Source organism: Planococcus glaciei, assembly GCF_900099655.1.
In the GTDB taxonomy this organism is placed as follows: Bacteria; Bacillota; Bacilli; order Bacillales_A; family Planococcaceae; genus Planococcus; species Planococcus glaciei.
Genome location: NZ_FNDC01000008.1, coordinates 85,991 through 111,292, shown reverse-complemented (window position 1 = coordinate 111,292; position 25,302 = coordinate 85,991). Strand labels below are relative to the sequence as shown.

23 protein-coding genes and 1 tRNA gene are annotated in these 25,302 nt (G+C 46.1%); 6 read left to right on the top strand and 18 right to left on the bottom strand.

Features of this window, described 5'->3' with window-relative positions:
- Positions 1–244 precede the first annotated feature (244 nt).
- Positions 245–1,675 (bottom strand): carbon starvation CstA family protein, encoded by a 1,431-nt coding sequence (locus BLQ32_RS11280; protein WP_074510382.1) that lies wholly within the window; start codon positions 1,673–1,675, stop codon positions 245–247.
- Positions 1,676–1,945: 270 nt separating this feature from the next.
- Positions 1,946–2,647, bottom strand: a complete 702-nt coding sequence (locus BLQ32_RS11275; RefSeq protein ID WP_074510381.1) for a GDSL-type esterase/lipase family protein — start codon at positions 2,645–2,647, stop codon at positions 1,946–1,948.
- Positions 2,648–2,832: 185 nt separating this feature from the next.
- Here BLQ32_RS11275 and BLQ32_RS11270 point away from each other — a divergent pair, with 185 nt between their 5' ends.
- Together BLQ32_RS11270 and BLQ32_RS11265 are read left to right on the top strand one after the other, a co-directional pair.
- On the top strand, positions 2,833–3,348 hold the full coding sequence (locus BLQ32_RS11270; protein WP_074510380.1) for a GNAT family N-acetyltransferase: 516 nt from the start codon (positions 2,833–2,835) through the stop codon (positions 3,346–3,348).
- Positions 3,349–3,491: 143 nt separating this feature from the next.
- Positions 3,492–4,067 carry a TVP38/TMEM64 family protein gene (locus tag BLQ32_RS11265; RefSeq protein ID WP_053166846.1) on the top strand — a complete coding sequence of 192 codons (576 nt, stop codon included), beginning with the start codon at positions 3,492–3,494 and terminating at the stop codon, positions 4,065–4,067.
- Positions 4,068–4,087: 20 nt separating this feature from the next.
- Here the strand turns inward: BLQ32_RS11265 and BLQ32_RS11260 are convergent, their stop codons facing one another.
- Positions 4,088–4,663, bottom strand: coding sequence for a divergent PAP2 family protein (locus BLQ32_RS11260; protein WP_074510440.1), 576 nt, complete (start codon positions 4,661–4,663; stop codon positions 4,088–4,090).
- Positions 4,664–4,892: 229 nt separating this feature from the next.
- On the opposite strand from BLQ32_RS11260, the gene BLQ32_RS11255 reads away from it, so the two are divergent.
- Positions 4,893–5,294, top strand: coding sequence for a DUF2512 family protein (locus BLQ32_RS11255; protein WP_036804662.1), 402 nt, complete (start codon positions 4,893–4,895; stop codon positions 5,292–5,294).
- A 69-nt stretch (positions 5,295–5,363) separates the two neighbouring features.
- Here the strand turns inward: BLQ32_RS11255 and BLQ32_RS11250 are convergent, their stop codons facing one another.
- A complete protein-coding gene (locus BLQ32_RS11250; protein ID WP_074510379.1) occupies positions 5,364–5,786 on the bottom strand; it encodes a DUF1259 domain-containing protein in 423 nt (140 codons plus the stop codon).
- A 30-nt stretch (positions 5,787–5,816) separates the two neighbouring features.
- Positions 5,817–6,179, bottom strand: coding sequence for a GNAT family N-acetyltransferase (locus tag BLQ32_RS11245; RefSeq protein WP_074510378.1), 363 nt, complete (start codon positions 6,177–6,179; stop codon positions 5,817–5,819).
- Between the two features lie 388 nt (positions 6,180–6,567).
- On the opposite strand from BLQ32_RS11245, the gene BLQ32_RS11240 reads away from it, so the two are divergent.
- Together BLQ32_RS11240 and BLQ32_RS11235 are read left to right on the top strand one after the other, a co-directional pair.
- Positions 6,568–8,235 carry a DUF2207 domain-containing protein gene (locus tag BLQ32_RS11240; protein WP_074510377.1) on the top strand — a complete coding sequence of 556 codons (1,668 nt, stop codon included), beginning with the start codon at positions 6,568–6,570 and terminating at the stop codon, positions 8,233–8,235.
- Positions 8,236–8,407: 172 nt separating this feature from the next.
- Positions 8,408–9,151 carry an arylamine N-acetyltransferase family protein gene (locus BLQ32_RS11235; RefSeq protein ID WP_074510376.1) on the top strand — a complete coding sequence of 248 codons (744 nt, stop codon included), beginning with the start codon at positions 8,408–8,410 and terminating at the stop codon, positions 9,149–9,151.
- Between the two features lie 70 nt (positions 9,152–9,221).
- On the opposite strand, the gene BLQ32_RS11230 is transcribed toward BLQ32_RS11235, so the two are convergent.
- The 8 genes from BLQ32_RS11230 to BLQ32_RS11195 all read right to left on the bottom strand — a co-directional run bounded on the left by BLQ32_RS11230 (position 9,222) and on the right by BLQ32_RS11195 (position 19,526).
- Positions 9,222–10,118: a proline iminopeptidase-family hydrolase gene (locus tag BLQ32_RS11230; RefSeq protein WP_074510375.1), complete on the bottom strand. Its 897-nt coding sequence runs from the start codon at positions 10,116–10,118 to the stop codon at positions 9,222–9,224.
- Positions 10,119–10,261: 143 nt separating this feature from the next.
- Positions 10,262–12,289: a Na+/H+ antiporter gene (locus tag BLQ32_RS11225; protein ID WP_074510374.1), complete on the bottom strand. Its 2,028-nt coding sequence runs from the start codon at positions 12,287–12,289 to the stop codon at positions 10,262–10,264.
- A gap of 88 nt (positions 12,290–12,377) precedes the next feature.
- Complete coding sequence (locus BLQ32_RS11220; protein ID WP_074510373.1) at positions 12,378–13,376, bottom strand: HNH endonuclease; 999 nt, start codon at positions 13,374–13,376, stop codon at positions 12,378–12,380.
- A 156-nt stretch (positions 13,377–13,532) separates the two neighbouring features.
- Complete coding sequence (locus tag BLQ32_RS11215) at positions 13,533–14,363, bottom strand: carbohydrate ABC transporter permease (protein ID WP_053166851.1); 831 nt, start codon at positions 14,361–14,363, stop codon at positions 13,533–13,535.
- A gap of 13 nt (positions 14,364–14,376) precedes the next feature.
- On the bottom strand, positions 14,377–15,255 hold the full coding sequence (locus tag BLQ32_RS11210) for a carbohydrate ABC transporter permease (RefSeq protein WP_074510372.1): 879 nt from the start codon (positions 15,253–15,255) through the stop codon (positions 14,377–14,379).
- A 92-nt stretch (positions 15,256–15,347) separates the two neighbouring features.
- Positions 15,348–16,613, bottom strand: a complete 1,266-nt coding sequence (locus BLQ32_RS11205) for an ABC transporter substrate-binding protein (protein ID WP_053166852.1) — start codon at positions 16,611–16,613, stop codon at positions 15,348–15,350.
- A 322-nt stretch (positions 16,614–16,935) separates the two neighbouring features.
- Entirely contained in the window at positions 16,936–18,678 is a 1,743-nt protein-coding gene (gene ade, locus BLQ32_RS11200; protein WP_074510371.1) for an adenine deaminase, read from the bottom strand.
- Between the two features lie 23 nt (positions 18,679–18,701).
- Positions 18,702–19,526, bottom strand: coding sequence for a hypothetical protein (locus BLQ32_RS11195; RefSeq protein WP_074510370.1), 825 nt, complete (start codon positions 19,524–19,526; stop codon positions 18,702–18,704).
- A 171-nt stretch (positions 19,527–19,697) separates the two neighbouring features.
- Between BLQ32_RS11195 and BLQ32_RS11190 the strand changes: the two genes are divergently transcribed.
- Positions 19,698–20,111 (top strand): YgaP-like transmembrane domain, encoded by a 414-nt coding sequence (locus BLQ32_RS11190; RefSeq protein WP_083335311.1) that lies wholly within the window; start codon positions 19,698–19,700, stop codon positions 20,109–20,111.
- Between the two features lie 183 nt (positions 20,112–20,294).
- On the opposite strand, the gene BLQ32_RS11185 is transcribed toward BLQ32_RS11190, so the two are convergent.
- The 5 genes from BLQ32_RS11185 to BLQ32_RS11165 form a co-directional block, all read right to left on the bottom strand.
- The gene (locus tag BLQ32_RS11185) at positions 20,295–21,557 is read right to left on the bottom strand and encodes a mechanosensitive ion channel (RefSeq protein WP_074510369.1); all 1,263 of its coding nucleotides are present in this window, start codon (positions 21,555–21,557) and stop codon (positions 20,295–20,297) included.
- A 190-nt stretch (positions 21,558–21,747) separates the two neighbouring features.
- Positions 21,748–21,835, bottom strand: a tRNA-Ser gene (locus tag BLQ32_RS11180).
- Between the two features lie 110 nt (positions 21,836–21,945).
- The gene (locus tag BLQ32_RS11175) at positions 21,946–23,109 is read right to left on the bottom strand and encodes a mannitol-1-phosphate 5-dehydrogenase (protein ID WP_074510368.1); all 1,164 of its coding nucleotides are present in this window, start codon (positions 23,107–23,109) and stop codon (positions 21,946–21,948) included.
- Entirely contained in the window at positions 23,110–23,547 is a 438-nt protein-coding gene (locus BLQ32_RS11170) for a PTS mannitol transporter subunit IIA (RefSeq protein WP_036803644.1), read from the bottom strand.
- Between the two features lie 37 nt (positions 23,548–23,584).
- Positions 23,585–25,063, bottom strand: a complete 1,479-nt coding sequence (locus BLQ32_RS11165; RefSeq protein WP_036803641.1) for a PTS mannitol transporter subunit IIBC — start codon at positions 25,061–25,063, stop codon at positions 23,585–23,587.
- Between the last annotated feature and the right edge of the window lie 239 nt (positions 25,064–25,302).

The window sequence follows — 25,302 nt, the reverse complement described above, 5'->3', positions numbered from 1 at the left end:
TCGCTCCTTATGTATAACGTTTTGCAGCACTCAAAAGAATTAAAATTTAAAATAATCCGTCTTTTCACTGCGTCCAATAGAGTTAATTATACATAATTGTCTGAATAGTTCAATGGAATTTGATATTAAAATAATATTTTTCACTTTTCCTCTTTGACGCAGAGCTAGTTTTAATCTAATTGGACAATAGAAAAAGCGGACTCAAAGAGCCCGCTTCCATCTACGTAAACTATTAACCGTTTCTTTAATCGACTGCTACGGCAGTCTCCACGTCTTCTTCCCGGTTCTTTCTGGCTTTCGCATAGAACATCGCAACTATGATGATGGTCAAAACGAATCCGATGATGAATGAAATGTTCAAGTCAAGATTGAACCCGATTTTCTGGTTCAAAATGTAGACGAACACCATGTACGTAATAAAGATCGCCGGCGCCATGGAAACCAAATAATATTTGCCTTGGATGTACAAGTACATCGTACCGATCCATAAGGCGATGGCAGCAGTTGCCTGGTTTGCCCACGAGAAATATCTCCACAGCAAATTGAAATCAATTTGCGTCAAGAGGACCGAAACGGCAAACAGCGGAATCGCAATGACCAACCGTTTCATGATTTTCTGCTGATCAAGCTTGATGTAGTCGGCAATAATTGAACGTGCTGCACGGAATGCCGTATCTCCTGAAGTGATCGGCAAGACGATGGCACCAAGAACGGCGATGGTGCCGCCTACTGCGCCCAATAAGGTCATCGACACTTCGTTGACCACTGCGGACGGTGTACCCGAATTGATGATGCCGCTCAGCGTCTGGCCATCGAAGATACTCATGGAAGCCGCAGCCCAGATCATCGCAATAATCGCTTCCGCAATCATCATGCCGTAGAAGATATAACGCCCCTGCGATTCTTTTTGCACCGTTCTGGAAATGATCGGCGACTGGGTCGCATGGAACCCGGATAAAGCCCCGCACGTGATCGTAAAGAACAGCATCGGGAAGATCGGCAAATCAGCCGGGTGCATATTCGTCAAGTTCAATTCTGGGATCGTATAGTCCGAGAATACGAGTGCAATCCCCACTCCAAGAGTCCCAACCAGCAGAATCGCTCCGAAATACGGATACATTCTGCCAATGATTTTGTCGATCGGCAAAATGGTCGATAAGAAATAATAAACAAAAATGACCGCGATAATGATGCCCAACGCCACTTTGCCGTCCAGCAAAATGGCTAATAAAGAAGCAGGTGTTGTAACAAATACGGTACCCACCAACAGCAAAAGCAGCAACGCAAATACGTTTACAATATGCCTTGACGCCGCTCCTAAAAACTTGCCGGCAAGTTCCGGAATATGGGCACCTTTGTTGCGGATGGAAATCATGCCCGTCAAATAGTCATGGACCGCTCCAGCAAATATGGAGCCGATCACGATCCATAAAAATGCGACCGGACCGTACAAAGCCCCCATGATCGGCCCGAAAATCGGTCCGGTTCCCGCAATATTCAACAATTGGATCAATGCGTTTTTGTGCTTGTTCATCGGGACGAAATCGACGCCGTCGTGGTTGGCATAAGCCGGTGTTTTTCTTGTTTCCGCCGGATCGAACATCTTTTCAATGAATTTACCGTATGTAAAATAAGCTATGACCAATAAAATAATCGAAACAAAAAAAGTTATCATTGCGAATGCGCACCCCTTTTCCAGATTTCTTAATTGCTCTCCTGTACTTCCGTTAGTTTCTGGCTCCTTTCACTTTTTCAGCTTTATTCCAAAAAAGCCTTTTTTAATTGTATAAGCAAGATTTTAAATAGTCAATCTATTGAAGGCTTTCATCTATTTACCAAAAAAGAAAAACCCGGCTGCGTTATTCGCAGCCGGGTAGTCCAAACCATGATAATAATTAAGAATGAAACGCGTAGTTTCCATCAGGATGAACAAGCGGATGAGCCTTTAAGAATGCTGGTTGTTTTCAGTTGGATGATATACAAACCCTGTCGACGATAAAGTCTTCATCAACAGTTCGTGCATCAATTTATAGCCTTCATCGTTCGGATGAATGGAATCCAGCCAAATCTCGGGGTTTTTGCCCATCAAATCTGTTTTGGATACGATAACGCCTTTTTCTCCGATAGCCGAGTTCCACAATCGCAAAAGCAAGTCCGTAAATCCAAAATATTGAACTTCCTTTTTCATGGAATTGTACAAATTGTTCTGCACAATAATCATGTTTTCATTCAGTTCACGCAGATGGCGGTATGTTTCGAGCAAGTTTTGGCGGAATGTCCGCTTTATTACTGAAAACTGGCGGACGAGGCCTTTTGCTCCCTGTCCCCTGAATCCATGAAGCAAGTCGTTGCCCCCGATGTTGATCAACACCAAATCGGCAGATGCAATCACCTTGTCCCATACACCGGAGCGCAGCCGTTCAACCATGCCATTGCTCGTTAAACCATTGATGCCGAGATTGGTGACTTTGCTGTGCAGGAAGCTTTCTTTTAAATATTTGGAAATGCCGCCCTTCGTGCCATAGCCATAAGCGACCGAATCACCTAAAATGACAATATGATTAATGTGGAATAAATTTTTCTGTTGCTGTGAATTTGCAAGTGGCGCTTTTGTTAGAGGTGCGCCCTTTTGTGCACTTTTTTCCAAATGGCAACACGTCCCTTTCTTGCTTAGTTACCCTTTAATTTTACCATAAAATAGGTTTTCATTCGATTTTCATGCTTGCTGGCGCTTGGCAAATACGGCGTTTTCGGCTGACTTTCATAGGCAACGAAATGTTGCCAAACCGGCTGAAATTCAGCTCGGCAATTCCAATAGAAAAGAGGGGTTTTATGAAGTTCAGAACCATTTTGGATGGTGACTTGGAAAAAGTGGATGCGCTGTTTCAGGAGTGCTTGAAGGATTTGCTGAAGCGCGAAGGATTTGACGGCGATGGGGATTTATGGGCAGAAGAAGTTGCCAGACTGAATAAAACCGCGCGAAAAAGTTTAGCGGACCAGGCAAACCGGTTCTTTGTTGCCGAAAAAGAGAATGAACTACTGGGAACCATTGCGCTGCAGACGCCCGGCCATATGTTGAACACGATGGTCCAAGTGGAGCCCGGAGCCATGGAGATTGCCTGTGTGTATGTGCATCCGGCGCATCAGCGGTCCGGAATCGGCCGCTTTTTATTCCAACAAGCCTGTCGGGAACTGAAAGCGATTGGGAAACAGAAGTTTTATTTGGATGCCGGCTTTACGAGTTCCCAGCAGTACTGGCTCGCAAAGTTAGGCCAGCCGAACCGGCTTTTGGAAGATTACTGGGGACAGGGGAACCCGCATATGGTCTGGATAAAAAAAGTCGACTAAACGGCAGTCGGGGCTAATTACAGCTGCTCGCTATATTTCCTTGGTTTTGCTAAACCGCTACGCAAGCAAGCCCTTTTCTTGCTTTTTCCGGGCTACTGGCTTATTCTTCAGAATTAAGAAGAGTTAAAGAGCGGAGAGAGAAAATGGAACAATTCGAATACACATTGGAGAATTTCATTGCCGGCTTTGGATGGTTTGCCCCTCTTCTTTTTGTGCTTTTGCATTTATTGCGGCCGCTTCTTTTTTTGCCGGTCGTCTTGGTTTGTGTCATTGGCGGCGTACTTTTCGGATTTTTTGAAGGGGCGCTCCTGTCTTTTATTGGCCTTTCGTTAATGAGTCTGGTTTCATATATTCTCGTCAATAAGTTCCCAAAGTTCAAAGAGAAGATGTCCGAACTAAAAAACAAAATGTTTGCCAATCGGAAAATTTCCGTCGGCCAAGTGATGATTTTGCGCATCATGCCTTTTGTGCACTTCCATTTGCTATCGTTGTATTTGATGGAAATGACCCAAAGCCGCAAAGAATACATGTACTACTCGATGCTGGGGTTAATTTTGCCCGCTGTCATTTATACAGCATTCGGCGAAGCCATTACCGAGTTTCCCTGGTATGTGACCGTATTCTTTTTCATCATGCTGCTCGGGATTTATATGATCGTTGGGAAGATGAATAAAGTCCGGCTGGCTTCAGCTGTCGGCAATATAAAAAAGCGTGCCTGAGCGACAGGCACGCTTTTTGCTTATCTTCTATTTTTGATATCCCGTCTTTTGGCTGGGATATATACTTCGTTCGAGTTGAATTGAACTTCAGAAGAATTTTTCCGGTTTTCACGCCGATTCCGGCGCCGCTCATCATTTTCAATCTGTGCGGATATCAATCCGAACAAGATGCCGAAAACTGCACCGCCGAGTACTTCAATCGGCTGATGGCCCAGAATTTCTTTCAGCTCTTTTTCCCGCTTTTCAAATTCAAGGCTTGGAAAATCGCCGGACAAGGAAACGAAACTGTCTTCCAAGTCGTTTACAAGATGCGCGATTTCGCCGGTGTGGCGGCGGATTCCTTGAGCATCGTACATGACGATCGTTCCAAACACTACGGCCAACGCGGTTTCGGTATGGCCTGTCCCTTTGTTCGCTGCTACATACGAAGCAAGGGCGGATACGCCGGCTGAGTGGGAACTCGGCATGCCGCCAGTTGTAAACGCCTGTTTCCAATCCCATTTCCCGGTTACTTTTTTGTGGGTAAATATTTTCAATGCCTGCGCTATTCCAATTGCCGACAATGAGGTTGCAATGCCTCTGTTCATTTGTTTGATTTCCATATCCATCGTCCTCCACTCTGCATCTCAATCATAAGCCTGCTTTTCATTTTCTCGTTCTATTTCTTTTTATTACCCTAACTTTCCTTTATTTATGCCGAAAATATGAAAAACGGCCTATCCTTTTTGTTAAACGAGAAATATCAAAAAAATTTATTAAAAGCGGCTTTATTTATCACGCGTGTGGGTAAACGGTGAGTGAATATAAAAAAAGGAGGAGATTGAAATGAAGCATCTCATCGCCTTAGCCATTAAGTTCGCCATGATCGCCGCTGTATTGTTAATCATTTTAACCGGATTTTTCGACGTTTCATTCGCGGATACCTTATTAATCAGTTTGGCCCTGACGCTAATCGCCTATGCGATGGGTGACTTGCTGATTTTCCGCAGAAGCGGGGAGCGTTCGGAACAGACGACCCGCAACTCCATTGCCACCATCGCCGATGTGGCTGTTGCCATCTTGGTCATCTGGCTTATAGGCGAAGGCTTGGTCGGCAGCGGCACCGATGTGATTACACCTGCGATTATTTCGGGATTGTTTATCGGAGGCGGCGAATGGTTTTTCCATCAATATTTGGATAGCCGGGTATTCCGCAATCGAAAAAGCCGCACGACAACTGCTGCTTGAAGCGGCTTGCGCTGCGAAAAACAACATGCAGAAAGGCCGGATGAAAACTCCGGCCTTTTTGTATAAGAATTAAGAAGTTTTAAAATTCAAAAGTTCTTCCTTTGGCTCCACCAGCTGCAGTGCCGCCGCCAAACGGCCGGCAAAATGTTCGGGGGGTTCCACCGTTTCTAAATTTACGGCAACAATATGGGGATTTTCTACTGTCCATTGGCGAAACTTAATCGGAAATGGAATGTTATTTTCCACTAAAGCCGACGTGAACGCTTCAACTTCTTCCGGGAGCAAGAGAATTTCTGCAAAATTGACGGCCTTTCCGTCTGGCCGCAATTGTTTGATTGAAATATCCAACTCCAATGTACAGGCAAAACAAAGTTTCTCATTGCAGATATAAAGCGTGCGGCTCTTTTTTACAGTATGTTTTCCATCAATCGTTTCTACTTCCGCATCCAATAGGAGGCTTACCTTTTCCATTGCTGTTTCAGCTACCTGCATCTAGTTCATCCCTTCCTTTAGAGCTTTCATCTATCGAAAGCTTTTGCTCTTTTCCTTGCAGACTTCGATGAATGGGCGGGTTTCTTCTGTTGCATGCATTTCCAAAGGCTCCATCAGCTCTAGGATCTTTTCCAGCATGGTTTGCCCAATCCCTTCTCCTCTATAAGAAGGCATAACCGATATATGGCGTACGGTATAGCCCGTGCCGTTCAGTTCTATTCCGATCAAGCCAATAAAGGCGTCCTCTTTTTTCCACATGAACAATTGGCAGGCCGGGTTTTCTTCATAATCTTTCATGGTCTGTTTCAATTGCTTTAAATCCCTTTCCAACGGCATAAACGAAAGCAAACCCATGGCTATTTTCTCACAAGATTTTTTATATCGGATTAACATGCCGGAAACCCTCATTTCCACAGTGTTGATTTGTTTTGTATTTCCCCTGGCTGCTGTGCCCAATTGCTGTCCATTGAAAATCACCAATACACGGCCGGTTGATCAATTAGGATAATTTATCGAACAAATTAAATTTTGGGTAAATTAAAACAACAAAAAAAGCCCTAAAAGGATTATAATTTAGTTAATATCCTTTATATTACTAAAAATTCTGTCAATATTAAAGGGATGAAATACCTACATTATTATACAAAGGAAGAAAAATTCTAAATTTTGTAAAATAAATTTTGTTATTTATCAAAAATATCTTTCTTATACGGCTTTAAAGAAAGGCATATAGCTGATATTTTTTCTTTTGCTTCGCATCCCGGACAAAGAGGTGATTGAGATGGAAAGAAAAATGCTGGCATTTTTTTCAGTCTTTACGCTCCTGCTGCTGATGCCCGCCGAAGTTTTTGCAGTCGATTTTGACATTAACAAAGCAGCCATTCAAGCCAAGCTGGACAGAGATGGCAATGCTTTCGTTACAGAACGCTACATCTATGAATTTGATGGCGATTTTAACGGAATCACCCGCCAAATCAACCCGAAAGCCGGAACCGCCATCACCGGATTCAGCGCTTCCGAAGGCTCGAAAAAGTTGAATGTGGAACAGTACCGTGACCTGTATAAAATTCATCGAACGGGCGGCAGTGAGAAAATCACCATCCAACTATCGTATACCATATTGAATGCGGTTGAAAAATATGAAGACGGCGCACAATTTTTCTGGCCGTTTTTTGATGGCCGCAACACAAAAGCCTACGAAGATCTGTCCATCACCGTTTCCCCGCCCGCAGCTGCCCAAGAGGTCGAGTATCTTGGCTATAAGGAAGCTTATGGCACGGCTTTACTAGCTAAAGATGGCAGTGTAACTTTCACTCTTGGCGATGTACCGGCAGGCGCAAACGGCGATATACGGGTGGTCTACGCTCCCGAGCTCTTCCCAGCCGCCGCTCTGATGCCAGGCACAATAAAAAACGATTTGATAAACGACCGGAGCCGCCTCGCTATCCAGCAAACGGCATTCGAAAAAAATCAGCAGACGGCAAACACCGTCAGTTCGACAGCCCTTCCAGTTGTCGCTTTCACTCTCGCTTCTCTTTTTGGCATAGCATTTTGGAAAAGAAGACGCGGCATGCAAGACTTCAACGCCCGGGATACTGAAGCGCTTGTGCCCGCGGACGAACTGAGCATTCCGGCAGCTATCTATTTCACAAAATCCCGGTTCCTCGGCCCTAATGCACTTGCCGCTGCCTTGGTGGAACTGGTCCGCAAAGGGCTTGTACGGCAGCAAGGCGAAGACCAGTACGAATTGGTAAGTCGAAAAACCGAGCTGCAGCACGAATCCACTTTAATGAAACTGCTGTTCGAACAGATCGGTGATGGCACACAGTTTCGATTAAGCGATGTGGAAAGCTATACAAAAAATAAAACAAACCATATCCCTTATCATGATTCCCTCGGTGATTGGAATGAGCAAGTTGCCCAAGAAATAAAGCAAAAAAACCTTTACGAAAAACAACCTGGAATTCGCTGGCTTTCTGTCGGGTTATGCACCGTATTCGCTGCTTTAGCTTTCTATACCGGCAATTTTGCCCTCTACATGGAGATGGCATTTTTTGGTTTTGCCGCTATGGCTGCGCTCCTTTTTGCCGTATTTTATATGCCGCTAACAGCACGAGGCCGACGGATCAAAGCACAATGGAAACGCCTCGGCAAAACCCTGAAAAAAATGCCGGCTGAACACTGGGAGCCGTTATCGCAGGATGAGTGGATGCGCGTTTACGCGTTTAAACTCGGAAGCGAAACCACTCCCATCAACAAGTCTTCTGCGGTTCTGGCACTTTCTGATAACCGGGCAAATCAGCTGGATCAAGACGGATTTTACTTGAATACCTTGCTTCTCACAGGTATTTTCATAGCAGTCAGCTCCAATTCGATGGCAGAAGCAAGCGGCTCCACTTTTGCTGATGGTGGAGTTGGCGATTCCGGCGGAGGATCCGGCGCTTTTTAGTCTTCTTCTATTCATTTCCTTTAAACCGCCCGCTCCTCACAAAAGCGGGCGGTTTTTATCGGCCAGAAGCAGGTGAAATATTGTGGAGCAGGCAAATTCAAATTCCGTGTTCAATGTTTCTGGCCATGCTACTATTAGGACAGACAAAGATAGAAAGGAATGGGTATGGAGTATGGATACAATCGCTTATTTGAAAAGATTCAACGCTTATCCGGTCGAAGAATGCTATTTGCAGGATTTGGCGCGTCTGCAGTCGCTGCATATGCAAAATGTACCTTTTGAAAATTTGGACGTCATTCGCGAGGTTCCCATCTATTTGAACCTTGAAAACATATACGAGAAAATCGTCAACCAGAAACGCGGCGGCTATTGCTATGAAATCAACGGGCTGTTTCACTGGCTGCTCCAGGAGCTGGGATTTGACGCCAAGATGATTTCTGCGACTGTCCAGAAACCGGACGGCACTTGGTCGAAGGCGGATACGCACGCCGCCATTTTGGTCAACCTTGATGTGCCTTACTTGGTGGATGCCGGATTTGGCGATTCGACAGTCAGTCCGATTCCGCTTGGCGGAGAACGGCATACTGACCATAGCGGAACATATAGCATCAATCAAGTGGATGATGAATTTTACGATTTGGTACGCGAAAATGGCGGCCAAGAACGAACGCTTTACCGTTTCAGCCTGGAAGAGAAGCAATTGGCTGATTTCCACGAAGGCTGCGTTTTCAATCAGGTTTCCAAAGATTCACCCTTTACCCATGACGACCTGGTTACAAAAGCTACACCGGAGGGCCGCGTCACTTTATCCGATCATCAACTGACCCGGACCCAAAACGGCAAGAAAGAACGGACGGATTTGTCGCCGGAAGAAAAAAAGAAAGTGCTGGAACAGGAATTTGGCATCGCGTTATAGGTTTATTTTTTAAAAAGTTAAAGCCGGAATCAATTGCGCTTCACAGCACTTTTGATTCCGGCTTTCTACATTATCCTGTTAGGAAGCTCCCATCCTCTACATCTTTTAAAAAAGTGATAAGGTGCCGGAAGTAAATATCCGGTTCATCCCACATTGTTAAATGGCTGCCGTTTTCACAAATTGCTGATCTGGACATGGGAAGCAGCCTCGCCATTTCTTCTATCTCTGTAGCCCTCATCGTGTCAAATCTTCCTGTTATCACTAAAGAAGGAATATCAATATTCCGAAGCACATCCCACCGGTTCCAGTCTCTCAATAGCCCGTTGACTTCAAAAGCGGCTGTTCCCAGCAGGAGCTCCGTGATTTGTTCATTTATCCGCGCTTCCGAACGCACCACTGCTTCCGGCATGCTTTCCGTCCTGCAAATATATTTTTTCCCGAAGTAATTCCAGTACAGCTCAAGGTATTCCTTTGCATCCGTTTTTTCAAGCTGTTCTAAAACATCCATTCTTTCTATTACGTCCGGAGGCAACGAATTACGGAGTTCAAGCAAATGCTTGTCCCAGGACTCCATGCTTGCAGTTGTACTAGAAATGATTAATCCTTTCAGATATTCTCCGTATTTCAATGCATAATCAATCGCCAGCATGCCTCCCCAGGAATGGCCATAAAGGTAAAAATCATCTAAACCCAGCCCTACTCTTACTTCCTCCACTTCCTCGCAAAACCGTTCAATTGTCCACAATTCGGGTTCATCCGGCTGATCTGAAAAGTAGGAACCCAACTGGTCATAGAAATAAAGCTCGATTCCTTCCGGGAGCAGGTAATCCTGAAAATTCTCCAAATACTCATGCGTCAATCCTGGCCCGCCGTGAAGCAAAAGAACTTTAATCGGACTTTCTCCAACTTTTCTGGTCCACACATGATAGCCGTTTGCTAAACGGATGATGTTGGTTTGCTTTTCCATAACTCCTCCTCCTAGCGTCCGCAGCTGTATTTATTTCCAGTTATAATTATCTGATTATTCAGAATAAAAGACAAGTCATTTTTATTTAAAAAGGCTAAGCCGCTTCTTGACGAAGTTGGCTTAGCCTTTTGGTATTTAGAATATTAATCCCCGCGCTCCATCAGTGTGATGCTTTCAATATAATTGACAAATCTTCTGAGCTCCCGGGCCTGCTCACGGGTGATATCCCCTTCTGTGTACAAGCGGGCAATTTCTGCTCGCCCTGTATCCATGACGATTATGCGCAATTCTTCTTTTTGAAGCTCGAATTGTTCATTAAATTGGGATTCCGGCCGCTGCAGCCCGCTGATCATTTGGTTGTAATCAGAAATGACTGCATCTGCAAGTTCTTTGTGGTCAAGCGTTTTTTCAACTTCTTCTAAAAAATCACGGGCAGCCAGCAGCGCTTCCAGCTGAATTTCTTTGCCGATTTGCAGTTGGACCAAACGGGTTTCTTCGTCTTTTAAATACTGTCCCCTGAATCGCCGCCAGGCACGGATCAACTTTCCGCGAAGGTGGACGCTCAGCGACCGAAGATTATGCTTGATGGCCTCTTCCCGCCGGTTTAATGATTTTTGAAAGGCTTCGTACACATCGGAATCCATGCCGTTTGACCGGACGTTTTCAATGTATTTTCTTTCTTCTTCCAGCGCCTTGAGCCGCAGTACTTTCAGTTTGCGCCGGTATTTTTTCGTACTGTCCATCATGGAATCTTCATTGAACGTCTGCTGCAGCCGAATCTTGTACTCATCCATCAATTCATAGGCGGCCACTTCATTTTCTTCGGTCATTTCTGATTTGATTTGCTTGATGGAAGCCAGCAAGATTCTGCGCCTTGCTTCTTCTGTTTCGAGGTAATCGGATTGTTCGCCTTCTTCCATTTTGCCTCTGCTGAGCATTGGCAGCAGGATGGTAGCTGCAATGAGTGTGAACAAGATGGTGCCCGCCGCCAAGAAAATAATGAGCGACCGGTTTGGAAAATCATCGCCGCTTTCCGTCAAGAACGGAATGGACAAAACCCCAACCATTGTAACGGTTCCCCGCACGCCCGTTAAGCTGACAAATAAAGTTGTCTTTAAACTCGGCTTGGCCGCGTCTTCCATTTTGCCGAAACGGTATTCGTAAACCGAGAACAAATAGCCCCAGATAAATCGGATGCCAAGAATGACAAAACCGATGGCAAAAACGTAGCCGACTAATGCCCATATATTGATTGCGGGATTTTCCAGCACCCCGCTCATGGAGGAAGGAATGTTCAACCCCAATAGAAGAAAGACAATGCCATTCAATACAAATAAAATGATGGTCCAAATGTTTTCAGCCAGCATCTGCTCTTCAGCCACCAATGTTTCTGTCCGTTCCCGCACCAATGAATGGACAATGCCCGCGACAACTACCGCAATTACGCCGGACGCATGCAGCAAATCTTCGGTGATGATAAAGACCAGAAAAGGTGTCATGATGTGAAGAAGCGACAGAAAGGTTACATCGTTAATGCCTTGCTGGCGGATGATGTAGCGGATCCAGATGACTAAGAATCCCAATACCAGGCCCAGGACTGCACCCGCGGCAAATTTATAGGAAAAGTCGAGCGCCGCTTCAGATAAAGAGAAATAGCCGGTGACCACGGCTGTAACCGCATAGTTAAACGCTACCAGTCCCGAAGCGTCATTTATCAGGGATTCTCCTCTCACCAAATTTAAAACTTTTTGGGGTATGTGGATGCGCTGGGCAATGCCGTTGACCGCTACGGGGTCCGTCGGCGACAAAATCGCTGCCAATGCGAATGCGGCAGCCAGGGGGATTTCATCGATCATCCAGTGGATAAAAAAGCCGCCCGCAACGGTTGTAATCAGCACCAGCAGTACCGCATTGCCGAGAATTGGCCCTCTCATCCTCCATAATTCCTCCCTAGGAAAATGGCGGCCATCGTTGTATAAAAGAGGTGCGATGAATAAAAGCAAAAACCATTCGGTTTCGATATCAAATGAAATGTCTTCGAATAGGAAAACGATGAGGACACCTAACGCCACTTGAACTAAGGCTGTGGGAATAAAGGGGGTATAATGGCCAATAATATTTGAAATCAGCAAGGCCGTAATCAGCAGCAAAATCGTCATTAAAATGTCCATGCAGGCTCTCCGTTCTTTAAGGGTTTTGTGTAATTCTTATATACCCCAAAAATACCGGTTTCACCGCATGGACAATTAATTTTGATTATTATTCTCCCTGCTCTCTTTCACTTGTTTTGTTTTCAGCAGAAACCAGCTCTTTTTTCAACGAGATGGACCGGGTTCTTTTATCGGCAAACAGATTTTTTCTATGCCATTTAAAATAAACGCCGTTTTCCGGATAAACCGGAATCTTCGCTTTTTCGTTCAATCCGTAATCGGCGTATTTTTCTGCAGGGATTTTTTTCGCAATCTGCAATTTGCCATTGGCATTAAACGAAATCAAGCCGGCCAAATACATGGCGTTGTGGTTGCTGCATAAGAGCACTCCATTGTACGGGTCCAGCCGTTCCGGGTCGGAACTGTCTTTCCATGGCTTGGCATACGTCGCTTTTAAAACCGGCTCCAGATCCATTCCGCATAATGGACATGATTTATTCCAAAGGCGGGACAAACGCTTCCCAAATTGCTGTTCGCCGCGCTGCATTTTCGTTTTCGCTTCCAAAATGGTTTCGGCAATGAGCGACACGAGCGGGTTGTGCTCTGTGGTCCGGACCACTTCCATCACAAGCTCCAGCTGCTCTTCTTCCGGTGCATAGACATTGAGCATGCTGATGCCTTCCAACAACTTAATCGCGAGCTCTTCGTTGCACGGATACAGATACCCCGGATTGCCGGTCCCATCTTCCTGGAACGCCGAATATTTTACCGGCAGCATGCTGTTCAGCTCGGTTATGTATGTGCCCATGTTCAAGGGATTCTCCAACTCATGATATTCCGCAGACACAGCAAAGATTTTTTCGTCTTCGTCTGCCGAGGTGTTCAACAATCTGGACTTGCTGCCTGACCGGCAATTTTCCTTTGCGACACTGATGGCGATGATAAAGCCCTTCACATAATGGAAAATCCGGTCCCCTTTTTTAATTTCTTCCATTCGCCGGTAAGAATGCGGCACCATTCCCGATTTATCGTGCTGAGGCGTCCATAAGAGCCCCATTCTTTTTTCTTCCTGATATGTTTCTCCTTGCATGACAATAAAACTGTTCAACTGCATTTCCTCCTAAACGGCTGTTTCTTTTATCCTGATTGTTCCTTGCCTTAATCATAACCCAATTTCCGGCTCCGCGTTTAGAAGTTTGCCTTTTGGATTGCGGACACATCAAAAATGCGGGCACCCATTGGCAGGTGCCCGCATTCCAAAACATTATTTAATTCCTGAACTGATAACACTGCGTACAAAATAGCGGTTGGCCGCTACAAAAATAATCAATGCGGGCAACGTCGCCACTACAGTTGCGGCCATCATGCGTCCCGGGTTAACAAAGTTGGCTCCTTGGACCAGGTTGGCAACACCCACTGTCACGGTTTTCATTTCGTCGGCGCTTGTCACGACAGAAGGCCACAAAAAATCATTGTAAATCGTCAGGAAAGTCAAAACCGCAAGCGTGGCCACCACTGGGCGGATGGCCGGGAAAATGACAAAGCGAAGAATCTGCCAAAGTGAAGCACCGTCAATGACGGCCGCTTCCTCCAGGTCTTTCGGGAACCCTTTTAAGAAGCTGTAAACCAGAAAAACGCCCATCGTATTTGCGGAATAAATTAAAATGAGCGGCGCAAATGTATTGATCAAATTTAACTCCCGGAATATGTAGAACATCGGGAACAGCGTCACGATGCCAGGAATCGTTAATGCCGCTACGACCATGGTGAAGAAAAACTTTTTCCCGGGCAAATTCAATCTTGCCAAAGCATATGCGGCCAATACATCGACAAATACGACCAATACAGTACCTGCAATCGTCACGATGCCGGTATTCAGCAGCCAACGGATGACCGGCACATCTGCTGCAATGCCGAAGATGCTGCCGTAGTTTTCCAGTGTCCACTCTTTGGGCAATAAGGCAGAAGAGGACATGGCTTCGCTTAACGCCTTAAACGATGTAAACAGCATGAATATCAAGGGCAGCAAAAACACGATGGCCAGCAACGTCGCGATGATTAGAACGAATGCATTTTTTTTCATCGATTTTTTCATCATTCCTGCCTCCTTAATCTTTGCGCAATGTGTATAAATACTGGGCGGCTACAATCAAGACCATCACCAGCCCCATCAGCATGGACATCGCCGAAGCCATCCCGAGGTTGTTCTGATTAAACACTATCTGCTGGATTACCATAATCAAGGAAGTCGTGCTTTGCGACGGGCCGCCTGCTGTAATCAGCAAGGTCTGGCCATAGAGATTGAAAGAAGCAATGACGGTAATGATGGTTAAAAAAACGAATACCCCTTTAATGGAAGGAAATGTGATATTGCTGAAACGCTGCCACCAATTGGCTCCGTCTAGACTGGCCGCTTCGTATAAATTCCGGTCCACTTCGTCCAATGCATTGATGAACAGGATCATATTAAAGCCGATTGTCCACCAGACAGTCGCAATCAGGATAGCAATCCAGGCGAGCGGCTGGTCGTTCAGCCAGTTTAATGCCCCGAGGCCGAAGGTATTCATGACATTGTTTACATAGCCGCCGTTGCCGGTAAACAGCCATTTGAAAATAGCAGAGACGGCGGTCACGGACACGGCATAGGAAATAAAGAAAATGGTCCGGTAAAAAACTTTCAACTTATCGGGTATACTGTCGATCACCAAAGCCAGTGCCAGGCTGATGACAACCAGTGGAATGACACTGATGGCCACAAAAATCAGCGTATTTTTTAGCCCGTTATAAAAGGCATTGCTGTAAACATTTCCAGGCGTCAAAATGGAAACATAATTATCGAAGCCGACAAACCCTCCATTTCCGCCGAAAATAGACCATTGATGAAAACTGATGTACAGGCCGTACGCAAATGGAACAACCAAAAACAAAACAAAGCAAATCAGAAACGGCAAAAACAAGATAAACGACCAGGTTTTTGATATCCGCATACATGCGCCACCTCCATGATTTAAATAGAACGGCATTTCACTGATTTCCAGGATGAAATGCCGTTCTGCTCTATCTTTGACTAACGTTTACTTTATTGAGGCGCTGTTTCTGCCACTTGTTTTGCCTGTTCGGTTGCCTTCTCCAATTCGCTCATCAAAGTTTCTTTTGATATATTTGCTTCCCCAACTACTTTCGGGTAGACATTTTCTACGACATAGCGGACTTGTTCACGGTATTGATACAACTTCGGTGCACCCTCGAACGAATCGAACTGTTTGATGTTCTGTGCTGACAGCGGATATTTCGCCGCATCAGATTCCACCAATTCCATCGTCGGCATATGGGTTGGCGCTTGTCCGCTGTCAGCCCAGTTGATTAAGTTTTCCGGCGTATACATATATTTCAGAAATTCGGCAATTCCGGCAATCCGCTCTTCGTCAGTGACTGATGAAGGCAAAGCCAATGTATGGCCGGCACCATAAACTCCCGGCTGTTCTCCAATAACCGGCACAGAAGCGATTCCCAAATCATCGCCATACGCTTCTTTGACCGCCTGGTAATACCAAGGGCCGGTTAAAGCGGTTGCCGTCTGCACGGCGCTTCCGCCTTCATCGACTTGTTTCATGAAAGCCTGGAATTCACCGTCAAGCCCCAAGCCTTCAGGAGAAATCTTGTCTTTGAAAATCATATCGTTGTAGATCATCAAAGCGTCGGCTAATTCTTCCTGCGCAAAATTCATATAATTATCTTCAACCAAATTGATGCCATTTTGGGCAGCGACCGTCATGATAAACCATTCGCCAAGGCCGGCACTCGGGACTCCGGTTGCAAAAAGGTTCGGATCCTGCTGCTGGAGCGTTTGCGTCAAACTGGCAAAATCCGCATAGTTTTGAGGGGCTTCAGGCGCTAACTTTTTGTTATAGAACATTGTCATCGGATGGATATCAAGAGGCACAGCAAAGACGCCGTCATCAAAAGTCACTTGTTCTTTGGCTTTATCGTGGAAATCATCCGGGCTGATGCCGGCAGTTTCCATGACGCTGCTGATGTCCTGGATCATTCCATCCTGCTTATAGGTCTCAAGCAAATCCGTGTGAATGATCACTAAATCATAATTCCCTGTTTTAAATTTGGTGTAATGGTCTTTTTCCTGGGATTCTTTAATCACGTACTTATCTTGCGACTCGTTAAATCCGTTGGTGATCTTTTTCATAAAATCACCGTCACCTCCAGTGAAGCCGTTGATGTACGTCAACTCAATCTTCCCATCTGCTGTTTCGCCGCTTCCTGATCCGCCGCCACACGCCGTTAAAAAAAGTACAGCCAAAATTACTAGAAAAAATGCCAGCTTTTTCAATGACTTGACCCCCTTTTAAATTTGATAGCGCTTACATCAAAATTTACCGAAAACATTATGATTCCAGTAAAAAGAGACCTTTTTAATAACTTTATCCGTTTTTTGTATATATTAACCCACTTAGTTAAACGTCTGTCTTCTGCACTAATTCCTTATTCATAGATTTTGTAAACCTTTTTCGTCCATCAATTTCAAATAAATGGAACGCCGAAAACTGTTCGATTTGAGATCTGCCGTCTTTCGAAAGTCGGCTGAAAATTGTCAAAGCATGCAAAAAAGCCGACTCCATAAGCAGAGGCGGCCGATTGGCACGGGTTAATTTTCATTCAAACCTTTTTTCTTTTTCTTCAACCAAAACAGAAATGTGTTGAAATTCATCCATGTCGAACAATCCGCAGTCCGTAATTTTCAAATGCGGAATAACAGGAAGTGATAAAAATGACAAAGTCAAAAAAGCATTAAAATTCTCCGGAGCCTCCAGTTTCGCCAATCCCGCGTCAATCCCTTTAAGTTCATCGTAAACTTCTTCAAAGCCTGCTTCAGCCATCAGCCCGGCAGCCGGCAAGGCAAGAGCCGCCAACACTTCCCTCTCGTTGACAACCACCAAGCCGCCTTCCATTTGTTTTAAGGTTTCTACTGCAGCAACAATATCTGCATCATTGGTGCCCGCTGCGATGATATTGTGCGAATCGTGCGCAACGGTGGTGGCAATCGCCCCTCTTTTTAATCCGAGGCCTTTGACGATGCCGACTCCCACGTTCCCAAGCGCCTGATGCCTTTCTACCACAACGATTTTCAGCAAATCTCTTTCGATGTTTGGGACAAAGCCGCCGCTTTCGGCATCGACTTCTTCCACCAAATGGTCTGTGAGCAAACTGTTCGGATTTATGCCGATAATATGCGCTTTTGCATGTTCCGGCAAAGGAATTTGTAAATCTTGTTCAGTAAAATCGAGGATATCCACCGTGTTCCGTACGCGATTTGCTGCTGCTCCTTGAACCTGCGGCCCGGCATAGCGCCCGTTTTCCGCCGCGAGCTTCCCCTTTTTATATACTTGGTGGATCTCAAATTCTTCCAAATCGTCCAACAGGATAAAATCGGCGTCATAACCCGCGGCAATGGCGCCTTTTTTATGCAAGCCGTAGCACTGGGCTGCGTTGAAACTTGCCATTGAAATCGCTGTAATCGGGTCTAACCCATAGCGAATGGCAGTTCGGACGTTGTAATCGATGCTTCCTTCTTCGATCAAATCATCCAGATGCTTGTCATCTGTACAAAACAAACAGCGATGGGCATTTTTCTCGTTGACCGCTTCAAGCAGCGAGGTTAAATTCTTGGCAACTGACCCTTCCCGCAGCATAACGTACATGCCGCGCTCCAGCCGCATAACCGCTTCTTCTTTAGTAACGCATTCATGGTCTGTCGTAATGCCCGCAGCCAGATAGACATTGATATCGTTTTCTTCTAAGCCGGAAGCATGGCCATCGATTTGCCGGCTGAGCAGCAGCTTGTCCATCATTCCGTCCGCTCCTTGGGCAACAGAAGGGAAATCCATCACTTCCGCGATTCCCATGACCCGCTTGTGGCTTATAAATGGGTGCAGGTCTTCCGAACTCAGCGAAGCACCTGAATTTTCAAAAGCGGTTGCCGGCACACAGGATGGCAGCATAACCAGCACTTCAAGCAGGGCTTCTTCCGAATCGTTGAGCATAAATTCGATTCCTTCTGAACCGCAGACATTGGCGATTTCATGGGGATCAGTGATGGCGGTTGTTACGCCATGAGGCAAAACCACTTGCGAAAATTGATGCGGCGTGACCATGGATGATTCGATGTGGACATGTGCGTCTATCAGGCCTGGGCAGATATAGCGCCCTTCTGCATCAATTTCCCGGTTGCCCCGGTAGTCGCCGATTCCGACAATGACACCGTCTTGTATAGCGATGTCCCCCTTTGTCAGCTCTTTCGTAAAGACGTTGACGATTTTTGCATTTCGGATCACCAGGTCGGCCGCTTGTTGTTTATGGGCTGTGAAAATCCGTGTTTTCAGCTGTTCTCGGTTCATGGCGGCGTTTCGCTCCTTTGGGCTTAAGTTTCAAATAATTTTCCGTTGATTGCATCGATATAGCGCATGGCAGATTGTTGGATCCGTCCATCCGCTTGGTCTGGAATGATGCGCTGAAATGCATCATACACCCGTTTGAATTTGATGGTGCTGAGCTTCTTTGCCATCCTTTCGACAATGTCCGGCGGCAAGGGAATGAAGTTCGGGTAGCTGTACATGAAACTTGCCCAGTCTCTTCCCGGCATCACCCGGACAATATCGCCTGGAAGCAGCACCCCTTTTCGGTCAAAGCCATTTTGCCATTCGAGGACAGCCCCTCCTTTGAAATGTCCACCCAGCCGGTGAAGAACCAATCCTTCATGCAGCATAAGCGATTCCCCTGACCAGAAAACCATTCTTCCGCTTGGCCGCGTGACCCACTTTCTGTCGTCTTCGTGAATATAGATTTTGGCATCAAGCGCATCTGCCCATTCTACTTGGCTGGCATAATAATGCGGATAGGACAACGCAATGGCATCAATCCCGCCCATTTTTTTAATGGCTTCTATAGAATTGGCATCGAAATAAGTGAGGCAATCCCACAACAGATGAAAGCCGCTTTCCTGAACAATATAAGCGGACTGGCCAATCGCAAATTCAGGTTTGGTTTTGACGCTGAATAAGCCTTCTTCTTCTTTATGGAAGAAATTTTTGTACGGCTCTGTATGGACCATGCGTTCGAGCGTCGTCCATTTTTGTCCGCTATGGTTCACGTATTGCCGTTCTTCACTGCAAATCATACAGAAACTTGGCGGGCTTTTGGAACTTTCGTATTGTACGCCGCATGTTTCACAAATATAGTTCTTCATTCGCCTCACTCTTTCATTGGGATCGGATTTCATGTGTGTTTATTATAATGCAAAATTCAGCCAAATTATACACAGATACGCAACATGGAAACCGCTTGTGCAAAAAATGTTTATTCTTCCCGATTAGCGGAATACTACAACAGAAGAAACTAAACGAAAGCAGGGATTTAGATGGCCATGGATATTGAAAAATTGCCTTCAACAAAGTCGAGAATTACGATGAACACGCCGGAGTCGATTAACGGGGAAATTGAACGGCAAATAGAAGCGAACGTCAACTACTTCAAGCGCCAGGACAAAGAGACGATAGAGAAGCGCATCTTACATTTGGAAGAGGAATGGGACACAGAGCGGGTGCTAGAGTTAAATATGGCCTCAATCGCCTTGGTCTCTTCACTGCTTGGTCTGGCTGTAAACAAAAAATGGATGTATGTGAGCGGAGCTGTCAGCGTTTTTATGCTTCAGCATGCCATACAGGGCTGGTGTCCGCCGCTGCCGTTGATTAGAAAGCTCGGGGTTCGGACAGTCGATGAAATCAATCTGGAGAAGCAGGCACTTCAAAATTTGCTGGATGACGAATTGTAACGCGAGCGAATGAAATCAAAAAAGGGGCTGTCCAATAAGTCGAATAATAGACTTATTGGACAGCCCCCTGCTTCTAATAAAGCGTTGGGGAGTACTATTGCTCCTGTTTCTGCATCGCTGCGCTAGCTTCGTTGCAAAGGAGTTGTCCCAAATTACTTTTGGGACAACTCCTTTTTGCTGTTCTTATAGATTTCCATCTGTCGGTTTTTTGTCTTCCTCTTGTGCTTTTGCTTCAAACTTATCCAATTGGCGCTTCGCGAAGTCGCGGCCGCCGATGCCAAACGCGATGGCGAAGGCTACGGCTAGGCCTGCAATGATGAACAGGAACGCCAAGTTGACGATGTTGGTAGCAAAGTTCAATTGGTCAAGCGTCATGAAGATTGCCATGATGATGATGGCGTATTTGACAATCGCGCCATACATACGGTTTCCAGAAGCGCGCTGGACGTAATTGCCAAGCAAGTTGGCGCCGACGATGCCGAGCCCTAGAATGATTAAGGCACTTAAAACGTTTGGCAAGTAGCTGATGATGGAAGTACCGATATTGTTCAGTACATCCAATTGCAGAACATTTAATGCTTCAACTGTAAAGAACACGATGATCAAGATTTGTACGACTTTGCCGATGATGGCAGCGATATCAAATGTCGGCATATTCGGCCGTGAACCGGAATTCAACGAACGAGAAAGATTATCAAGCCCCGTGCCTTTCAGCAGGCTGCTCAGCAAATCACCGACAAACTTCCCGATGGCAATACCGACTAAAATCAGAATGATTGCCACAAAGATATTTGGAATCATATTCAGGACTTGATTGAGCATTGCTGTAATTGGCCGTGAAATCGAATCGATGTTCAAGGTTTCCAGTGCCACGGTGACAATGGGAATCAAAACAAGGACGAATACAACATTAGCAAGAACGTTTGCCAAAGTGTTTTTGTTGCTCGGCGACATCTTTTCAGGTGTGCCGGTTTTGTTCGTCAGTTTATTGAACCATTTGTCGATGTTGATCGTTGTTAAAATCGTTGCGACGAGATTCTTAACGAACTTGGCAACAAAGTAGCCAAGAATGAGGATAATGGCTGCCATTAATAAGTTCGGCAGGAATGCCAGCAGTTTATCCATCATGTTTGAAATGGGAGCCGCTACAGCTCGCATATTCAGTTGGTCAAAGACACTCGGAATAAACAGGATAAAGACAAGGTAATAGAAAATTTTTCCGATTGAGTCCAGTTTGCTGTCTGCATCTTCTTGGGTTTTTGCCATATGCCCTTTGACCATAGCTTTAGGTGCCCCGGCTTTTTTCAGCCCTTTCGTAAAGATGGCGCGGACAAGGGTTGCGACCAGCCAGGCAACAAGCAGCAACAGAATTGCGCCGATGACATTGGGAATAAAATTGACGATCGTCGTACCCATGTCCCGGAATGCTCCGGTAAATTGGTTCATGTACTTCTCCTCCATTCGGTTAGGTATTTATAATTGCATCCTTCCTATTCCCTCTATCTATACGCCTAAACAAAAACATCAAAATTTTATGAATTTTCATTCGTCAATGTCCTCTATCTCAGTACTTTAGCCGTAAAAAAAGAACCAGCTGAAAAGTATCAGCCGGTTCTTTTTTTTGCATATATGAGGACGGAGATGAGAGGATTCGAACCCCCGCGGCGCTTGCACGCCCTAACTGATTTCGAGTCAGCCCCCTTCAGCCTCTTGGGTACATCTCCAGTTTGATATTTTTATTTTAGCATCACACATGGTCTTGTCAATTCGTTCACTCCTGCATTTTCAAAGACGAAAAATGCCAGGCGGAAAAAGAGGCAGCCTTAGCTGCCCCTTAACTTAATCTTTGTTTTTTCATTGCGTCCAATTGCTTCATGACCGCACCAACAAGCGGATCATTTTCCGGCAAACCGGAAATATGGCGGAAGGCACTTTCGTATCCCTGCTCATTGATCTGTTTTTGCAATTCCCTTGCTTCATCGTCTTCATCGTTTTCATAAAGCAAGACCGCAGCGATGACCGTCGCTAAGTTGACCGGTTCTTTCCCAGTCATCTGTATATACAGGCTGGCTGGCCGGACCAAACGGTCATTGCTTCCCAGTTTACGGATCGGTCCTCTACCTACCCGGGTTACAAAATCGGAAACGTAGGGATTCCGAAAACGTTCAATGATTTTTTGTGTGTATTCCTTATGCAGGGATGGATTGAATCTATGCATCTGCACCAGGACTTCGCCGGTTTCTTCAAGCGCCCCTTGGAGAACTCTTTCAATTTCTTCGTCGTCCATCGCTTCATTGATCGTCTGATACCCTTTATACCGGCCTAAATAAGCAGGGACCGCGTGTCCCGTATTGACTGTAAATAGCTTCCGTTCAATATAAGGCTCCAACTCGTCCACATACGTAATGCCGTTAACCGGCGGAGGATCTCCTTTGATGGACGGACGCTCCACCACCCACTCAAAATAAGGCTCGACAGCGACACCTAAAAGGTCGCCGCTGCGCTGATCCGGAACGATGCGGTCGACTGCTGCATCCGGGAAGCCGATCAGTTCGTCAGCCAGCCGTTTTTCTTCCGCTGATAAATGCTGATAGACATGTTCTTTCAACATCGAGCTGCCGCCGATCATGTTTTCGCACGCAATGACGTTAAGCGGCTCTGGCCGGTTTTGAAACCGCCTTTTCAACCCTTCGGCCAACAGCCCCGCTATGGCTGGCAGCACTTTCGGTCCAACAGCGGCCGTAACCAAATCGGCCCGGCTCAAGAATTCTGCTGCTTCTTCCGCATTTGTCAGGCTGTTGATGCCGCTGACATCCCTGACCCGCAGCACTTCCTTCTTCTCACCTGTTAAGGTCACTTCGTATTCTTTGTGTTCATTCAAGGCATTGATGACCGACTCATTGACATCCAGAAACAGTGTATGGTAGCTGGACTGGCTAAGCAGCAAGCCGATAAATCCACGGCCGATATTGCCTGCCCCGAAATGGACGGCCTGCATTTACCCCACCTCGCTAAAAAGGTCCAAAATTTCTTCTTCTGACCGGGCATTCAGGATTTTCTCGATGTTTTCCTCTTCGGAGCAGACGATGGCGATATTGGACAAAATCTCCAAATGCTCATTTCCTTTGCCTGCAATGCCGATAAAGATCTTTGCCAGGTTCCCGCCGCCAAAATCGATACCTTCCGGTACTGTCACAACCGAGATCCCGGTTTCAAAGACGTTTTTCTTGGCATCTTCCGTGCCGTGCGGAATTGCCAGGAAATTCCCCATATACGTAGAGGCCATTTCTTCCCGTTCGAACATTTTATCGATGTACCCGGCGTCCACATAGCCGCCGTTCACCAAAATCTCACCGGTAAAGCGTATTGCTTCTTCTTTTCCGGTTAACGGTACATTCAGCTTGATATTGTCTTTGCTCAATACGTCCTTTGCCATCCGTATCACTCCCATTGTAATATTTTTCAATTGATTCTCATTCGTTTTTCAATCTTCTGGCCAGCTTGTCGTATTCCGGGCTGTTCATGAAATTTTCAACGGAAATATGTTCGGCATTCGGCAATTTCGCCTTTGCCCGGTCCGTTAAATCTTTATGGGTGACTACGATATCGGCGTCTTCCGGCAGCTGGTTGATTGCGGTATTGGAAACCGGTATATCGATGTTTTCCTTTTTGAACTTGTTGCGGAGCAGCGAGGCTCCCATTGCACTCGATCCCATCCCGGCATCGCATGCGAACACCACTTTATGGATGTCTGTGGCATTTTTAACAGGTGCGGCATTGACCGGCTGCGTATTGTCCTCTTCCACACGGTCACCGGAAGTCATTCCAACCACTTCTTTCGCCGGTTTTGGAGTCAAGTAGCCTGTAGCGTCGCTTTTCTTCCCTTTCATTTCTTCCATTCTGCCGGCTGCGGCAGCCAAATCTTCTTCTTCCGCTTTGCTCGTTTTCAAAACGACCGAAGCAACCAGGAACGACACAAGCGCCGCAACCACTACGCCGGAAATAACCCCAAGATAATTGCCTTGAGGCGTTAAAGCGAGCAAGGCGAAAATACTGCCGGGAGATGGAGTGGCAGGAAGCCCTGCATTAAAGACAGTGAATGTAAAGACGCCGCTCATCCCGCCGGCGATTACCGCCAACAGCAGAATCGGTTTCATCAAAACATACGGGAAATATATTTCGTGGATCCCGCCGAGAAACTGGATGATGGCCGCACCCGGTGCAGACGCTTTGGAGACGCCTTTGCCGAATACCGAAAACGCCAGCAGTACGCCAAGGCCTGGGCCCGGATTGGTCTCAAGCAGGAACAGGATCGATTTCCCGGCATCCGCCGCCTGCTCCACTCCAAGCGGGCTTAAAATCCCGTGGTTGATGGCATTGTTCAAAAACAGGATTTTTGCCGGCTCAATGAGAATGCTTGCGAGCGGCAATAATCCCAAATTGACGATCACTTCCACCCCGTCGGCCAATGTATTGGTCAAAGCGTTAACAATCGGTCCGACGAAGAATACAGCGATTCCAGCCAGGAACGCACCCAATATCCCGGCTGAAAAGTTGTTGTAAAGCATTTCAAAACCGACGCGGATGCGGTGCTGGAACCACCCGTCGATCACTTTCATGGCAAATCCGGCCAGCGGCCCCATGATCATGGCACCGAGGAACATCGGAATTTCAGCGCCGACAATAACCCCCATTGTGGCGATTGCCCCGAGGACACCGCCCCGGAAATCATAGACAAGCCGGCCGCCGGTGAAGCCGATCAAGAGCGGCAAGAGATACGTAATCATCGGCCCGACGAGCGAACCTAAAGTTTCGTTCGGAAACCAGCCATCGGGTATGAACAAAGCGGTGATAAGACCCCAGGCAATAAAAGCACCGATGTTCGGCATGATCATGCCGCTCAAATAACTCCCGAAGCGCTGAATTCGCGCACGGACACTTGCATCAGCCATCCTAATCCCTCTCTTCTTTAAGTTAATGCAACGATGATAAGTCCAAAGCAAACTGGTATTGCAAAGCTTAAACCGTCAAAAACCATTCCATTTGTTTTCAGCACTTAAACAGTTATGGACAAAGGCAAGACATGGGAAAAAAAGATGAAACTGACTGCAAGTGCATCACCTTCTTTCTTTAAAGAAGTCAATTTAACATTCATGAGCAAGCATTTATTTAAATGGTAGCATATTCCTAC

Coding starts and splice junctions, on each gene's coding strand:
- BLQ32_RS11280 (WP_074510382.1), bottom strand. CDS start 1,675: ATGATAACTTTTTTTGTTTCGATTATTTTATTGGTCATAGCTTATTTT.
- BLQ32_RS11270 (WP_074510380.1), top strand. CDS start 2,833: ATGAAGTTCAGAACCATTTTGGATGGTGACTTGGAAAAAGTGGATGCG.
- BLQ32_RS11265 (WP_053166846.1), top strand. CDS start 3,492: ATGGAACAATTCGAATACACATTGGAGAATTTCATTGCCGGCTTTGGA.
- BLQ32_RS11255 (WP_036804662.1), top strand. CDS start 4,893: ATGAAGCATCTCATCGCCTTAGCCATTAAGTTCGCCATGATCGCCGCT.
- BLQ32_RS11250 (WP_074510379.1), bottom strand. CDS start 5,786: ATGCAGGTAGCTGAAACAGCAATGGAAAAGGTAAGCCTCCTATTGGAT.
- BLQ32_RS11245 (WP_074510378.1), bottom strand. CDS start 6,179: ATGTTAATCCGATATAAAAAATCTTGTGAGAAAATAGCCATGGGTTTG.
- BLQ32_RS11240 (WP_074510377.1), top strand. CDS start 6,568: ATGGAAAGAAAAATGCTGGCATTTTTTTCAGTCTTTACGCTCCTGCTG.
- BLQ32_RS11235 (WP_074510376.1), top strand. CDS start 8,408: ATGGATACAATCGCTTATTTGAAAAGATTCAACGCTTATCCGGTCGAA.
- BLQ32_RS11230 (WP_074510375.1), bottom strand. CDS start 10,118: ATGGAAAAGCAAACCAACATCATCCGTTTAGCAAACGGCTATCATGTG.
- BLQ32_RS11225 (WP_074510374.1), bottom strand. CDS start 12,289: ATGGACATTTTAATGACGATTTTGCTGCTGATTACGGCCTTGCTGATT.
- BLQ32_RS11215 (WP_053166851.1), bottom strand. CDS start 14,363: ATGAAAAAATCGATGAAAAAAAATGCATTCGTTCTAATCATCGCGACG.
- BLQ32_RS11210 (WP_074510372.1), bottom strand. CDS start 15,255: ATGCGGATATCAAAAACCTGGTCGTTTATCTTGTTTTTGCCGTTTCTG.
- ade (WP_074510371.1), bottom strand. CDS start 18,678: ATGAACCGAGAACAGCTGAAAACACGGATTTTCACAGCCCATAAACAA.
- BLQ32_RS11195 (WP_074510370.1), bottom strand. CDS start 19,526: ATGAAGAACTATATTTGTGAAACATGCGGCGTACAATACGAAAGTTCC.
- BLQ32_RS11190 (WP_083335311.1), top strand. CDS start 19,698: ATGGCCATGGATATTGAAAAATTGCCTTCAACAAAGTCGAGAATTACG.
- BLQ32_RS11185 (WP_074510369.1), bottom strand. CDS start 21,557: ATGAACCAATTTACCGGAGCATTCCGGGACATGGGTACGACGATCGTC.
- BLQ32_RS11175 (WP_074510368.1), bottom strand. CDS start 23,109: ATGCAGGCCGTCCATTTCGGGGCAGGCAATATCGGCCGTGGATTTATC.
- BLQ32_RS11170 (WP_036803644.1), bottom strand. CDS start 23,547: ATGGCAAAGGACGTATTGAGCAAAGACAATATCAAGCTGAATGTACCG.
- BLQ32_RS11165 (WP_036803641.1), bottom strand. CDS start 25,063: ATGGCTGATGCAAGTGTCCGTGCGCGAATTCAGCGCTTCGGGAGTTAT.